11 protein-coding genes are annotated in these 14545 nt (G+C 74.5%); 4 read left to right on the top strand and 7 right to left on the bottom strand.

The features are described 5' to 3' along the window. Nucleotides 1–233: 233 nt before the first annotated feature. From C4U44_RS43335 to C4U44_RS31250, 3 genes are read left to right on the top strand one after another with little or no spacing between them, the layout of a single operon-like run. Nucleotides 234–356 carry a hypothetical protein gene (locus C4U44_RS43335; RefSeq protein ID WP_265737354.1) on the top strand — a complete coding sequence of 41 codons (123 nt, stop codon included), beginning with the start codon at nt 234–236 and terminating at the stop codon, nt 354–356. After that, nucleotides 353–1885: an N-acyl-D-amino-acid deacylase family protein gene (locus C4U44_RS31255; RefSeq protein ID WP_103889416.1), complete on the top strand. Its 1533-nt coding sequence runs from the start codon at nt 353–355 to the stop codon at nt 1883–1885. The genes C4U44_RS43335 and C4U44_RS31255 overlap by 4 nt, the downstream gene beginning before the upstream one ends. Next, a complete protein-coding gene (locus tag C4U44_RS31250) occupies nt 1879–2652 on the top strand; it encodes a serine hydrolase (RefSeq protein ID WP_103889415.1) in 774 nt (257 codons plus the stop codon). The genes C4U44_RS31255 and C4U44_RS31250 overlap by 7 nt, the downstream gene beginning before the upstream one ends. On the opposite strand, the gene C4U44_RS31245 is transcribed toward C4U44_RS31250, so the two are convergent. From C4U44_RS31245 to C4U44_RS31235, 3 genes are all read right to left on the bottom strand, one after another. After that, complete coding sequence (locus C4U44_RS31245; protein WP_103889414.1) at nt 2645–3580, bottom strand: LysR family transcriptional regulator; 936 nt, start codon at nt 3578–3580, stop codon at nt 2645–2647. The two genes, C4U44_RS31250 and C4U44_RS31245, sit on opposite strands and share 8 nt — an antisense overlap. A gap of 337 nt (nt 3581–3917) precedes the next feature. Further along, complete coding sequence (locus tag C4U44_RS31240) at nt 3918–4127, bottom strand: ferredoxin (RefSeq protein WP_103889413.1); 210 nt, start codon at nt 4125–4127, stop codon at nt 3918–3920. A gap of 35 nt (nt 4128–4162) precedes the next feature. Then, a complete protein-coding gene (locus C4U44_RS31235) occupies nt 4163–5395 on the bottom strand; it encodes a cytochrome P450 (protein ID WP_103889412.1) in 1233 nt (410 codons plus the stop codon). A 518-nt stretch (nt 5396–5913) separates the two neighbouring features. On the opposite strand from C4U44_RS31235, the gene C4U44_RS31230 reads away from it, so the two are divergent. Next, complete coding sequence (locus C4U44_RS31230; protein ID WP_200823468.1) at nt 5914–10212, top strand: carboxypeptidase regulatory-like domain-containing protein; 4299 nt, start codon at nt 5914–5916, stop codon at nt 10210–10212. A 36-nt stretch (nt 10213–10248) separates the two neighbouring features. On the opposite strand, the gene C4U44_RS31225 is transcribed toward C4U44_RS31230, so the two are convergent. The 4 genes from C4U44_RS31225 to C4U44_RS31205 form a co-directional block, all read right to left on the bottom strand. After that, complete coding sequence (locus C4U44_RS31225; protein ID WP_103889410.1) at nt 10249–11235, bottom strand: LuxR C-terminal-related transcriptional regulator; 987 nt, start codon at nt 11233–11235, stop codon at nt 10249–10251. Between the two features lie 306 nt (nt 11236–11541). Then, nucleotides 11542–12669, bottom strand: a complete 1128-nt coding sequence (locus C4U44_RS31220; protein WP_160145151.1) for an FAD-dependent oxidoreductase — start codon at nt 12667–12669, stop codon at nt 11542–11544. Between the two features lie 49 nt (nt 12670–12718). Further along, complete coding sequence (locus tag C4U44_RS41290) at nt 12719–13576, bottom strand: hypothetical protein (protein ID WP_146088396.1); 858 nt, start codon at nt 13574–13576, stop codon at nt 12719–12721. A gap of 246 nt (nt 13577–13822) precedes the next feature. Then, on the bottom strand, nt 13823–14236 hold the full coding sequence (locus C4U44_RS31205) for a hypothetical protein (protein ID WP_103889406.1): 414 nt from the start codon (nt 14234–14236) through the stop codon (nt 13823–13825). Nucleotides 14237–14545: the final 309 nt, after the last annotated feature.

Genomic DNA, 14545 nt, shown 5'->3' with positions numbered 1-14545 from the left:
TCCGCGCGGTCTGCACGGGGTTCCGGCCGGGGTCGCCCACGGGATCCACCGGGTGAAGGGGGCTGGTGTCCTTGCCCGGTGGGGCGACATCGTTGCCGCTGACGCGGACGGAAGCGCCCGCCGAAAACGAAGTGAACGGTGAGCGCCGAGGTTTTCGACGCTCCGCTGCCGGGACCACGCCCGCACGGCACGCTGGTCCCCACTCCGGCGACGGAGCCCGAGCGAGGAGGCCCATGAACCAGCCATCCGCCGTGTCCGGTGTCCACCGGCCGGACCCGGACCGGGCGTTCGCCGGCCCCCTGACGCCGCCCGCCGGTACGGCCGCGGCCCGCGCCGACCGCTCCGTGGCGCGATGAGCGGGCCCCGCTTCTCCCTGCTGATCCGGGGCGCCGACCTCGCCGACGGCACCGGCGCGCCCCTGACGGCAGGCCAGGTCGGTGTCACCGGCGGCCGGCTCCGCGTGCTGCCGCCCGACGCCCCGGTCCGTGCGGACCGCGTCCTGGACCTGCCCGGCTGCGTCGTGGCGCCCGGCTTCATCGACGCGCACACCCACTCCGACCTGACCACGCTCGACGGCACCGGCGACGCGGCCGCGCACGGCGCCGTGCTCCAGGGCGTGACCGTCGAGATCTGCGGCAACTGCGGCAGCAGCGCGTTTCCCGCGCCGTACCCGGACTTCGGGGCGTTCGCCCGCGCCCACGCGGAGGGCGGCCGCGCGAACCACCTGGCCTCGCTGGTCGGGCACGGCACGCTGCGCGGATCGGTGGTCGGACACGACGCGCGGGCCGCGACGGCCGGCGAACTCGCCGCCATGTGCGAGGTACTGGACCGGGCCCTCGCGGATGGCGCCGCGGGACTGTCCACCGGCCTGATCTACACGCCCGGTTCGTACGCGGACACCGCCGAGGTCACCGCCCTCGCCGCGGTCGCGGCGGCCCACCGCAAGCCGTACGTGACGCACCTGCGCGACGAGATGTCCGGTGTCGAGGCGGCGCTGGAGGAGGCGGTGCGGATCGCCCGCGACAGCGGCGCCCCCCTGCACGTCTCGCACCACAAGACCGCGGGCCGCGACGGATGGGGCGGCACCGAACGGACGCTGCCCCGCCTGCACGCGCTGCGCGCCGAGGGGATGGACGTGACCTGCGACGTCTACCCGTACACTGCCGGCAGCACCGGCCTGGCGGCGATGCTGCCGCCGTGGGCGCACGACGGCGGTCCACGGCGCCTGCTGGAGCGGCTGCGGGACGCCGGGCAGCGGGAGCGGATGCGCGCCGCCATCGCGGACGGCGTGCCCGGATGGGAGAACACCGTCGGCAACGGCGGCTGGGACCGCATCTCCGTGGCCGGCGCGGCGCGGCACCCCGAGCTGCAGGGCCGGACCGTCGCCGACATCGCCTCCGCACGCGGGGCCGACGCGATCGACGTGGTCGCCGAACTGCTGCTGGCCGAGGAGGGGGACGTGACGATCATCAGCCACTCGATGCGGGAGGACGACGTGCGGCGGGTCCTCGCGGCACCGTTCGCGATGATCGGCTCGGACGGCGTGCCCAAGCCGGGACTGCCGCATCCGCGCTGGGCCGGGACGTTCGCCCGCGTGCTCGGGCACTACGGGCGCGAACTCGGCCTGCTCGCACTGCCGGAGGCCGTGCACAAGATGACCGGCGCCACCGCCGCACGCTTCGGCCTCACCGGAAGAGGGGTGCTGCGCGACGGCGGCCACGCCGATCTGGTGGTCTTCGATCCGGCGGTGATCGCCGACCGCGCGACGTTCACGGAACCGCTGCTCGCCCCGAGCGGCGTCCGGCTGGTCGCGGTGGCCGGCGAGGTGGTCGTGGAGGACGGCGAGACGACGTCGGCGCGGCCTGGCCGGGTGATCCCGTGCTGAGCGGCGCCCTGCCGCCGGAGCTCCCCGGCACGCTGTCCGTCGCCGTCCCCGGAGTGCTGGAGCAGTGCCCGGACGAGGTGCTGCCGCTGGCCAGCGTCGGCAAGCTCCTGCTGCTGGCCGAGGTCGCCCGCGGCCTCGGCGGGGGAGACCTGCACGCCGACGAGCCGGTCGACCTCCTCGACGAGGACTACTGCGGCGGCTCGGGACTGCTGACCCGGCTGTCGGCGCGGCGCTGGACCGTGGCCGACCTCGCCACGCTCACCGCCGCGGTCAGCGACAACACCGCCACCAACGCCCTGATCCGCCGGGTCGGCCTGGCCCGGATCAACGAGGGCGCGGAGGCGCTCGGACTGGTCCGCACCCGCCTGCTCGACCGGATCCGCGAACCGCGGCTGCCCCAGCACCCGCACACCTTCGCCGTCGGCACCGCGGCCGAACTGGCCGCGCTGGCGGAGCGCATCGCGGGGGACGAGCCGTGGGCGCGCGTCGTGCTCGGCTGGATGGCCGCCTGCAGCGACCGGAGCATGGTGCCCGCCCTCATCCCCCACGACCCCGAGGACTCCTCGGTCCCGGACATTCCCCGCGCGTCGCCGTGGGTGGCGAACAAGACCGGCGTCGACGTGGGCATCCGCTGCGACGTCGGGGTGGTCCGCGGTTCCCGGCAGGTCTGCTACGCCGTGCTCGGCAGGTCCGCCGCGGGCAGCGAGTTCCCGATGACGCAGGCGATGCGCGCGGTGGGGGCGCGGATCGCGGCGGCGGTCAGCTGACCGGAACCCCGCCCAGCCGCCCGGTCGCGAGCAGGTTCGACGCCGCACTGCCCAGGTAGGCGGTGAAGCTGCTCAGCACCGGGTTCGGGTTCTCCGGCCGCCAGGCCACCCCGATCTTCCGGTACAGCCGCGGCCCCGACACCCTGCTGGTCTGGACACCGGTGGTGTCGTTGATGCCGAGGCTCGGCACCAGCGCGATGCCCATACCGGCCCGCACCAGCCCCACGATCACCTCGTAGTGGTCGCTGCGGCAGCGGATGCGGGGGACGAAGCCCTCCAGCGCGCAGGCCCGTTCGAGGACGGACAGCACCGGCGTGCCGGTCCCGAAGGAGGTGACCCACTGCTCCCCGGCCAGCTCCACCAGCCGCACCTGGCTGCGCCGGCCGGCCGGATGCCCCTCCGGGACCACCAGCAACTGCGGCTCGTGGAACAGCTCCTTCACCTCGACGCCGTCCGGCGGCACCCACGGGTCGAGCCCGTGCTCGAAGACCACCAGCGCGTCGATCGCCCCCTGCTGGACGCTGTCCGCCAGCTCGTGCGGCTGCCCCTCGACCAGCTCCAGCTCGACCGCGGGATAGCGGCGCGAGAAGCGCGACAGCGACTGGGGGAGCAACTGGTAGCCGGCGGAGGCGAAGAAGCCGATGCGCAGGTACCCGGAGTCGGCCCGGGACTGCGCCCGGAGGTCCTTCTCGGCCGAGTCCAGCAGCGCCAGGACCTCCTGGCCGCGCAGCGACAGGCGCCGCCCGGCGTAGGTGAGCCGCAGGCTCTGCGCGCTGCGCTCGACGAGGCTGACGCCGGCGTCCTTCTCCAGCTGGGCCAGCTGGTGCGACACCGCGGACGGCGAGAGCTTCAGGTCGCGCGCGGCCCCGGCGATGCTCCCCGCCTGGTCCACCGCGGCCAGTATGTGCAGGCGGTGCGTGTTGAGCATGGCGGCAGACTATGCTGCCGCGCCGCCCCCGGTCAGCGCCGATGCCATCTTTTGTGCAATCTGTGATGCGCGGGACCGCCGCGTGGGCACCCGGATCGTGCCGATCTCCCAGGTCGGCAGGGGCGCGGGTCCGCCGGCACAGGGCTCAGATCCGCGCCCCCATGGCGGGACGGCCGGCTCGGGCGGCCCTCCCCGGAGCGGCCGTACGACCTGCCTCCGGGCCGCGGTCACCCCTCCGCGCGGGGGCCGGCCGCGCCCGGGGCAGGCCCGGCAGGCGGGCCCTGCCGGCCCGGGCGCGGCCGTACGACGGGAGAGGTGCGGGGCGGCGGCACCGGGGTCAGCCGGCCGCCTGGTCCTCCTCCACCGTGATCGCCTGCGAGGGGCAGGACGACTCCGCCTCGCGGACGTCGTCCCAGTCCTGCTTCGCCGGGTGCTCGGCGAGCAGCACCACGATGCCGTCCGCGTCGCGCTGGTCGAACACGGCGCCCGCGGTCAGCACGCACATGCCCGAGCCGCAGCACCGGTCCTGGTCGACGTGCACCTGCATGGCATGCTCCTTCCGGATCGGAGTGGGGTGCGCGGTCACCAGGCGACCGGCAGTTCGTGCAGGCCGTAGACGCCCATCTCGTGCCGGAAGCGCAGGCTTTCGAACGGCGCGGCCAGGCGTATGTCCGGCAGCCGGTCCAGTACCGCGGGCAGTGCCACCCGCAGTTCCAGCCGGGCCAGCGGCTGGCCCAGGCACTGGTGGATGCCGAAGCCGAACGCCAGGTGGCGCCGGGCGCCGGGCCGCTCCAGGTCCAGCCGGCCGCCGTCGGGGAAGGCGTCCTCGTCGCGGTTCCCGGCGTTGAGCATGCACAGCACGCCCTCGCCGGCGCGGACCAGCGTGCCGCCGACCATGACGTCCTCGACGGCGACGCGCGCGGTCCCGCTGTGCACGACCGTCAGGTAGCGCAGCAGTTCCTCGACGGCGGTGTCGAGGGCGTCGCCGTCGCCGGCCGCGTCCCGCCGGGCCGCCTCCCGCAGCCGGTCGGCCTGTTCGGGGTCGCGCAGCAGGGTCAGCACCGACAGCGAGGTCATGTTCGCGGTGGTCTCGTGCCCGGCCACCAGCAGCAGCCGGCCCATCGACGCGATCTCCTCGTCGGGGAGTTCGCCCGCCGCGGCCAGCCGGCTGATGATGCCGTCGTCCGGGGCGGACCGCCGCTCGCGGGCCAGTGCGGTCAGGAAGTCGAGGATCTCGCGCTGGGCCGCGGTGACCTCGGCCGGGCTCGCGTCGGTCCGCAGCATGGTGCTGCTGCACCGCTGGAAGAACGCGTGCTCGCTGTAGGGGACGCCGAGCAGGAGGCAGATCACCATCGACGGGAGCGGCAGCGCGAACTCCGCCACCAGGTCGGCGGTCCGGTCCGGCGCGGCCGCCATCCGCTCCAGCAGCTCGTCGGCCAGGTGCCGCACCCCCTCGTGCATCGAGGCCACCTTGCGGATCATGAAGTCCGCGGTGAGCATGCGGCGCAGCCGGGCGTGCTCCGGGTCGTCCATCCGGATGAACGAGGGACGGTCGGTGGTCAGCGCCCGCCGGCCCGGCGACAGGAACGGGAAGCCGGCGCGGGAGGAGTCGGCGCTGAACACGCGGTCGCGCAGCACCGAGCGGATGTCCGCGTGCCGGGTGACCATCCAGCACGACGAGCCGTCCCACAGCCGGACCCGGGTCAACCCCTGGTCGCCGCGGGCCTGTTCATACGCCGGTGGGGGATCGAAGGGGCAGGTCCCGCGGGCGGCGGGGACGGTCAGGGGGGTGGACGGGTGCGCGGCTGTGGCCATGGCGGACTCTCCTCCAACCGGGTACCGAAGGTGCCGATGAGGTACCTGAGGCGTGTGGGGTAGCTGCCTCCAGCACTAGATGCCATAGGCAACTAACGTGTCGCTCACGCTAGTTCACCCTCAGTGCCGGGCGAAAGGGCGCCTTCGGGCCATGCCGAGGACTGGCCCGAACCCGACCCCGTACTCCGCCCGCCCGCCTGCTCGGCCCCTGGTGCAACCCCGCGGTGTGACAGGCGGGTTACGCGGGGATCAACGGGCTGCCGAGCCGACGCGGCGTCAAACCGGGCGTGAACCCGACACGGCGGTAAGCCGCCAGGACGGTGCGTTGACCCCGGGGCCCCCGCTGGGGATCTTGAGGGGAATCGCAGCTGTCCCGCACCACGGGCCGCCGCCGCGGTCGTCCGCCTCATCACCCCCGGAGATGACCCTTGCCCGCCATACCCCCGCCTGCACCGAGACCGTCTGGGAGCGCTCCCAGACCTCGCGCGGCGTTCCTCGCCCGCGGTGTCGTCACCGCATTGCTCGCCTGCCTCGCCCTGCTGCTACCGGCCAACGCCTGGGCCGCCCCCGCCCAGGCTCCCGCGCAGGCCTCCGCTCAGGCACAGAGCCCGTCGCCGAGCCAGGCACCCTCCCAGGCCGCCACCTCCTCCGGCAAGGCCGCCACCGAACCGCTGTGCGGCACGCCCAAACCGGGCGCGTTCAGCTGCTTCGGCCTGCGCCGCACCGACGTCCACCGGGCCCTGGGCCTCCAGCGCAACACCGACGGGCAGGCGGTCGCGCCCTCCGGGCTGTCGCCGACCGACCTGCTGTCCGCCTACAGCCTGCCCGCCGACGGTGGCGCCGGCGCCACCATCGCCATCGTCGACGCGTACGACGACCCGACGGCCGAGGCCGACCTGGCCGTCTACCGCCAGCAGTTCGGGCTGCCCGCGTGCACCGCGGAGTCCGGCTGCCTGCGCAAGGTGGACGAGCACGGCGGCGCAAACTACCCGGCCGCCGACGAGGGTTGGGCCGGTGAGATCTCGCTCGACCTGGACATGGTCTCCGCCGTCGCGCCGAACGCCCACATCCTGCTCGTCGAGGCCGACAGCGCCAACACCGACGACCTCGGCACCGCCGAGAACACCGCCGTCGCCCTGGGCGCCCGCTACGTCTCCAACTCCTACGGCGCCTACACCGACGACCCGAGCGAACCGGCCATCGACGAGGCGTACTTCGACCACCCGGGCACCGCGCTGGTCTTCTCCTCCGGCGACGACGGCTACGGCGTCACCTACCCGGCCGCGTCCCCCTACGTGACGTCCGTCGGCGGCACCAGCCTCACCCGCGACGGCAGCAGCCGTGGCTGGACCGAGTCGGTGTGGAACTCCACCGGCACCGACGCCGACGGCATCCCGCACTGGGGCGCGCCCGGCTCCGGCTGCTCCAGCGTGGAGACCAAGCCGGCCTTCCAGACCGACTCCGGCTGCCCCGGCCGGACCGTGGCCGACGTCAGCGCGGTGGCCGACCCCGCCACCGGCGTCGCCGTCTACAACAGCTTCTCCGACCAGGGCTGGAACGTGTACGGCGGCACCAGCGCCTCCGCCCCGATCATCGCGGGCACCTACGCGCTGGCCGGTACGCCCGTCGCCGGTACCTACCCCAACTCGTACCCGTACAACACGCCTTCGGCGCTGCACGACGTGACCACCGGCGACAACGCCAGTTGCCCCGCGTCCTCGGGCTGCGGCTTCGGCACCACCCCGCAGTGCGACCCGTCCTACCTGTGCGCGGCCGAGCCCGGGTACGACGCACCGACCGGTCTCGGCACCCCCGACGGCCTGACCGCCTTCCGGCCCGGCCCGCACGCCACCGTCCACGGCACCGTCACCGACGCCGACACGGCGAAGCCGGTGTCCGGGGCCGCCGTCGACATCGGGGACCACCAGGTCACCACCGGCTCCGACGGCACCTACCGGATCGACGTCCCGGCCGGCTCCTACGCCGCGCACGCCGGCGCCTTCGGCTACGCCGACCGTGACCTGGGCACCCTCGACCTGCCCGACGGGACCGACCTCACCGAGGACGTGAGCCTCACCGCCGTGCCCGCCGAGCAGATCTCCGGCACCATCGGGGACAGCGCCCACTCCTGGGGCGTCTACGCCCGCATCACCGTGGACGGCGTGCCCGGCCAGACGTTCAGCGATCCGGCCACCGGCGCCTACCGGCTCACCGTCCCGATGAACCGGGACTACACCCTCCAGGTCACCCCGCTGGAGCCCGGCTACCAGCCGCTCACCCACCAGGTCCACGTCGGCTCCACCGCGCTCGGCGGCGTCGACCTCGAACCCGCGCTGAACAGCTCCGGCACCCTGCCGGCCGGCTACGCGATCTCCTACCACGGCGGCGGGCAGCAGCACTTCGACGCCGCGACCACTCCCGCGGGCTGGACGGTGAAGGACAACACCCCGGCCGGCGGCTGGCAGTTCGACGACCCGCTGAACCGCGGCAACCGCACCGGCGGCGCCGGGCACTTCGCGATCGTCGACGACTTCGCCGACGGCTGGGCCCCGGTCGACACTGAACTCACCAGCCCTGTCTACGACTTCAGCGCCGAACACACCCCGGAGCTGGACTTCGAGACCGCGCTGCCCTCCGACTACCGGCTGTCGGACGCGACCGCCGACGTCGACGTCAGCACCGACGGCGGCAGCACCTGGACCACCGTGTGGCACCACGAGGACATCCTTCCCGGCCCCTCGCACCAGAGCGTGCCGCTGGACTCCTACGCCGGCGACAAGTCCGTCCAGGTCCGCTTCCACTTCACCGGCAGCCTCACCGGCATCTGGGAGATCGACGACGTCGCCATCGGCACCCGGGCGCTGACCGCCCTGCACGGTGGCCTCCTGACCGGCCGCGTCACCGACGCCAACACCGGCGCCGGCGTCACCGGCGCGGTCCTGACCGTCCCGGCCGGCGCCGACCCCACGGCCGCGCCCGCCGCCACCGCCCGCACCATCGCGTCGCCCGGCGACCCGGCGGTCGGCGACGGCGTCTACTGGCTCTACACCGACCGGACCGGCAAACCGCCGGTCACCGCCGGACTGCCGGCCTTCGGCTACCCCGACACCACCACCAAGGCCACCGTCACCGCGGACCACGCCACGGCCGCCGACTTCGCACTCCACCCGGCCCGGCTGGCGACCGCCGAGACCGCCCTGTCGACCTCCGTGGCCTGGGGCAGCAGCCGCACCGCCAAGCTCACCCTCACCAACACCGGCGGCTCACCCGTCACCTTCTCCCTCGGCGAGCAGAACGGGTCGCCCTCGGTGGGCAGTTCCTCGGCGCCCGCCGTCACCGCGCACACCGACATCACCCCGCTGACCGCGTCCTCCGGCGCGGCGGCGGCCCAACCCGGCGGCAGCGGACGGCCCGAGGGACCGACCGCCGACCTCACCACGCACGCCGCCGCGGCCACCTCGGCCCAGGGCTGGCAGTCGCTCGCCAACCTGCCCGCGTCCTCCTTCGGCGGTGTGGCGGCGGTGAACGGCGGGGTCCTCTACGAGGGCCTGGGCGTCGGCGCCGACGGCCGCTGGACCACCGACTTCCGCTCCTACGACCAGGCCACCGGCACCTGGAAGCAGTTGGCCTCCCCGGTCACCAAACGCGACTCGCCCGCCTACGGGTTCATCCGCGGCAAGCTCTACGTCGTCGGCGGACGCGACGAGTCCGGCCACGGCATCCGCGGCGGCGAGGTCTACGACCCGGTCACCGACACCTGGTCGCAGATCGCCGACGCACCCCTCGGCTACGGCGGTTCGGCGTTCGGCGTGGCCGGCGACCGGCTGTACGTCATCGGCGGCTGCGACTTCTCCGTCGGCTGCGGCACCACCGACGTGCAGGTCTACAACCCCGCCGACGACACCTGGAGCACCGGCACGCGCTACCCCGAACCCGTCTCCTACGCCGCCTGCGGCACCGTCGACTCCGTACTGACCTGCGCGGGCGGCTCCTACGAGCCGCTCGACGGAGCCGGCACGGACTCGCAGCACACCTACCGCCTCGACACCGCCACCGGCACCTGGAAGCAGGTCGCCGACGCCCCCACCGCGTTCTGGGGGGCCGCCGGCACCGCCGCCGACGGCGACCTGCTGGTGGCGGGCGGCGCCAGCCAGGCGACCGGCGAGATCAGCGGCCAGGCGTACGCGTACGACCCCGGGTCGGACTCCTGGAACACCCTCGCGAGCCTGCCGCAGCCGCAACTGCTCGGCCAGGCCGCGCCCGGCTGGTACCTGCTCGGCGGTGAGGACGCCAACGGCGCCCCGATGGACAGCGCACTCCAACTGCCCGGCTGGGACGCGCCGCACGCCGACGTGCCCTGGATGTCGGAGAGCGCGAACTCCCTCACCCTCAAGGCCGGTGCCTCCACCACCGTCAAGATCACCCTGGACGCCACCGCGATGGGCGCCGCCGACTACGGCGACCACCGCGCCGCCCTCGTCGTCGACAGCGACTCGCCCTACGCGTCGCTCACCGTGCCGCTGACCATGTCGGTGACCGCGCCGGCCGGCTGGGGTGAGCTGTCCGGCACGATCACCGGGCAGACGGCAAGTGGCACCGTGCCGCTGCCCGGCGCCGTCGTCGAGGTGGACAGCAAGAACGGCGACACCACTCTCATCACGGGCGCCGACGGCGGCTACCGGCTGTGGCGGCCGGTCTCCGACGGCAAGCTCACCGTGATCGCCGCCGCCGACGGATACCGGCCCGCCACCCGCACGCTCTCCCTGATCAAGGGAGGTGGCGTCACAGCGGACTTCACGCTGGCCCCGCTCCCGTAACCGGGCCCGCCGGGTGCACCGGGCGGCCGCGGGAGCTCACTCCCGCGGCCGCCACCACCCGCGGTCGGCCGCCAGCACCCCGGCCTGGAAGCGGCTCGACGCGCCCAGCCGTTCCAGCAGCGCCCGCACCCGCCGCTGCACCGTCCGCAGCCCGAGGCCCAGTTGGCGGGCGATCGCCTCGTCCGACAGCCCGACCGCCAGCAGCGACAGGATGCGGCGCTCGTCCGATGTCGGCCCGTCACCGTCGGGCAACGGCCCCGCGTCGTCCAGGATGTAGGGCTGCGCCTGCTGCCACAGCGTCTCGAACAGCTCCGACAGCGCGTCCAGCAGCGACGAGGGGCGCACCAGGATCGCAGAGTCCAGCACTTCCGGGGTGGCCACCAGCGGGACCAGGCCCGCCTGGTCGTCCGCCAGGATGAGCTTCATCGGCGCCCTGGGCAGCACCCGCACCTCCTCGCCGTGCGCGATGTCCCGCTCGATCCGGTTGATCGTGCCGGGCAGGGTCAGGTTCTCCCGCCCGTGGATGAAACGGCTGCGCACGCCGCGCGAGGCCAGGTTGGCGCTGGAGTTGACCGACGTGCCGTCGGCGGCCTGCGCGTACGGCGGCGCGTCGATGCCCCGTACCTCCCGCGCGGCGCTGGTGAACACCTGCTGCCCGCAACGGGCCACCGCCTCGGGACCGTTGATCACCTCGACCAGCGCGGCCGACCCCTGGCCGATCCGGGCCGCGCGGTGCTTCTCGCCCAGCCGCTGCGCCAGCCCGCGCACCCGCCGGATGTCCCGCTCGCGCGCCAGCAGCAGCACCTCGATGGCGTGTTCCGGCGGCAGCGTCGTCCACCGGGCCGGCTGCCCGGCCAGCCGCGCCACCAACCCCCGCTCCTCCAGCCGGGTCAGCGCCCCCCGCGCGGCCTCCGGCTCCAGCCCGCTCCGACCGACCAGCTCCTCCCACCGGAGCGGAGCACCGTCCAGGAGCACGAAATAGGCCGCCTCCTGCCCCGAGTCGAGCCCGATCACCTCCAGCACCCGCCCACCTGCTTCCCCATGCCGAACCGTCCGCGTCGTCCGCGTCGCCCATGTCCTCCGCGGCAACCGCGGAATCCACGTGACCCGCGCATCCTCCCTCGTCACCCCCGGCGCCGCGGCGGCGGCCCAGGGTTCGGCGCGAGCGGCAGCCGAACCGGGCGGCAGGAAGAGCCCGTTGGCGAGCGGGGGAGTGGCCGGTGGTGCGGGATGGACGTGGATGCGTGGGCGGCGGGGAAACGGTGCGCGGGGCCGCGCCGTCCGGGCGGCGAACCCCGGTGGGACCCGGCGGAATCCGCCCCCCTGGGCTCAGGGCTCCGCGTGCAGGGGTGCGTGGTTGGCGCGGAAGAGGCGCAGGCCGCCGACCCGGAGGGTGAGGTCGCGGATCGGGGTGGGGAGGCCGCGCGCCTTGTCGCGTCGGTGGTTCTGGTCGAGCACCCACCTGATCCGCCCCGCACGCCGGGCCTGGTAGGTGGCGAGCGCCCCGGTGATCCCAACTCCCTGCGTCTGCGCCTGGCCGAGCACCTCCGCGAGGACGACGGCGTCCTCCAGTGCCATGGCGCCGCCCTGCGCCATGCTGGGCGAGCAGGCGTGGGCGGCGTCGCCGACGAGGACGGTGCGGCCGCGCGTCCAGTCCGAGGAGTCGATCTCGGTCAGGGGCGCGAAGTAGGCGTCGGCGCCCTGTTCCAGGAGTTCCGCGCCGGGAGCGGTGAAGTCGGCGAAGCGCGCCCGCCAGTCGCCGGAGGGCGGTTGCGGCGTGCTGCCGGCGGTCTCCGCGTAGACGTAGACCCGTTCGCCGCCGAGCGGGATCGTCAGGAGCGTCCGTCCGGCACTCCCCAGCCGCACCGTCCAGTCAGCGGTCGGCCCGATTTCGGCGGACCTGGCGATGAAGCGCCAGCACACCTGCTGGAGGAACCTGGGCTCCGTGCGGCCGAACACGCCGCGCCGCACCACCGAGTTGACGCCGTCGGCGCCCACCACCAGGTCGTACCGTTCGCTGGAGCCGTCCTCGAAGGTGACGTTGCCCTCCGCGTCGGCCTGCGTGACCGCGCTGCCCAGGCGGATGAGGGAAGGGTCGAGCGAGGAGAGCAGCGCCTCGTGCAGCTCCCGCCGTCCGATCGACAGGCAGTCCCCGACCGTCCCCCATATCTCGTCGAGTGCGAACTGGGACAGCACGCGCCCCCGACGGTCCAGCAGGCGCTGCCGGGCGATGGCGTGCGCGTGCGGGACCACCGCATCCCCCAGCCCCAGGCGGTCCAGCGCGCGTACGGCGTTGGCGGGCAGATACAGTCCGGCGCCGGTGGTGCGCACCTGGGTGTCGCGTTCCGCCACCGTGACGTCCAGCGCCTGCTCGCGCAGGGCGTGCGCCAGGGCCAGACCGGCGATCCCCGCACCGACGACGAGAACGCGCGGGCGGTGCTGGTGATTCGGTGTCACTGTCGCTGTCCTTCGGGGAGTTGGTGTCATCGACCGGTCGTCGGTGGTGTCATCGACCGCTCGTCCGCGCGAAGTGCGCCGCGAAGCCGGAGTTCTGCAGCACGGGGGTGACCGCGGACATGAAGTCGCCCAGGGGATGGTCCCCTTCGGCGTCGGCGAAGGGCAACCCGGCCTCGTACATGGCGACCACGACGTGCCGGGCCACGTTCGCCGCGCGTGCGAGCACGTCCGGCAGGCCGTCGCCGGGGGAGCCGTACTCCGTCGCCGGGGCGGCCGACCCCGCGACGGTGTCCAGGACGTCCCGGCGGGCCTGCCGGAGGGCGGACTCGGCGTCCCGCAGGGAGGGTTCGGGTACGAACGGCCGTATCGCCGCGACGGCGTACCGGGCGGCGCCCAGTGCCACGCACACGGCGGCGGGGTAGGCGTCGGGCGTGGCAGTGCCCCCGTCGGGCAGCCCCTGCCGCGCCGGTGCGGACAGCCCCTCGGGCACGGAGGCGTCACGCAGCGAGTCCGGCGCCGGATCGACGCCGCCCCTCGCCCAGACGGCCGGGGGCGTCACGAACCACCGGGGAGCGGAGCCGCCCGCGGGAGCCGCCACCTCCGCGGAGACGACGACCCAGCCGAGGCCGCTCTCCAGGCGTGCGCCGTGCGGCCAGTCGCCGGTGATCCGGTAGCCGTCCTCGGACCGCGTCGCCCGCCCGTAGGCGCCCGAGCCGTCGAACGCGGCCGCCGCGTCCTGCCCTGCGGCGGCGAGCAACGGGCCGACCCAGTCGACCCGTTCGTTGAAGTGATCCCACGCCGACGCCGGATCGGCGCGGCCGAACGCCTCCCAGGACTCCAGGGCTGCGACCACCGACCCGGGCCGTTCGGGGGCCGGCCCCGGCGTGCGGAGGGGCTCGGTCGACACGGTGTGCATGGCAGGTGATCTTTCCTCGGTGGGTGCTGACAGTGGGTGAAAGCTCCACGTCAACGGGGGTATTCCTTGAGACGTGGGCCGGCCGGGGCGGGTTCACCCGCGGCGTCGGGAGTCGGGCATGTCACAGGGCGGGCAGGTCGTCGGCGGGAGGCGGAGGGGAGGCAGAGAAAGCGGGGGACACGGGGGACACGGGGGACACGTCGGGGGACGCATCGGCGGAGGCGGCGGTTGCCCGGGTCAGGGATGCAGCAGGGTGCCGCGGGCCATGGCGGCGAGTTGCCGTTCGGCGGCGTCCCAGGTCAAGCCGCATTCCTGGACGAGGGTGCGCCAGGCGCCGACCCCGAAGCACATCCGCAGCAGGTCGGTGCAGCGTTCGACGTCGAGGTCCGGGCGCAGGGCGCCGGAGCGCGACAGGTGCTCGGCGACGTCGTGCAGGGCCCGGCGGTGGACGGCGGTGCCTTCCTGCCACAGTTCGCCCGCGCTCTCGTGGACCGGCAGCGCGCCGAACAGGATGGTCACCGAGGCGAGGTTGTCCTCGTTGCCGCGGCGGGTGCCGCGGGCGAGCGCGGCCAGGGCGGCGGCGGCGAGGGCGAGGACGGCCAGGCGCAGGGCGTCGTGCATGTCCTTGACCTCGACCAGGGTGGGCCGCACGACGTCCGTCCAGTCGGCCCCGCACGGACGGCCGGACGGCCAGCACGACCTCGGACCGGGCCGACCCCATCCGCGCGGTCACGCCCATGGCGGCCGGGCCGTTCGGTTCCCAGGCGAGCAGGATCTGCCCGGCTGCCGGCGGCTCCCCGGAGTCCGCGGACCGCCAGGAGACGCGTACGCCCGACGGGTCCGGGACGCACGACCGCACGAGCATTCCGCGGGCGCCGGCGGGCATCGGCCGCCCGGTCAGCGTGCTCAGCCCGACGATCTCCGTCGTGGTGTCCTCCCTGTCCGCCTCCGTCGAAGGTG

Origin of the sequence: Actinacidiphila yanglinensis, from assembly GCF_900107965.1 — a bacterium.
Taxonomy (GTDB): Bacteria; Actinomycetota; Actinomycetes; order Streptomycetales; family Streptomycetaceae; genus Actinacidiphila; species Actinacidiphila yanglinensis.
Note: the sequence above shows the minus strand (reverse complement) of the source record. Positions and strands in the feature narration are given on the sequence as shown.

Coding starts and splice junctions, on each gene's coding strand:
- C4U44_RS31245 (WP_103889414.1), bottom strand. CDS start 3,580: ATGCTCAACACGCACCGCCTGCACATACTGGCCGCGGTGGACCAGGCG.
- C4U44_RS43335 (WP_265737354.1), top strand. CDS start 234: ATGAACCAGCCATCCGCCGTGTCCGGTGTCCACCGGCCGGACCCGGAC.
- C4U44_RS31240 (WP_103889413.1), bottom strand. CDS start 4,127: ATGCAGGTGCACGTCGACCAGGACCGGTGCTGCGGCTCGGGCATGTGC.
- C4U44_RS31255 (WP_103889416.1), top strand. CDS start 353: ATGAGCGGGCCCCGCTTCTCCCTGCTGATCCGGGGCGCCGACCTCGCC.
- C4U44_RS31235 (WP_103889412.1), bottom strand. CDS start 5,395: ATGGCCACAGCCGCGCACCCGTCCACCCCCCTGACCGTCCCCGCCGCC.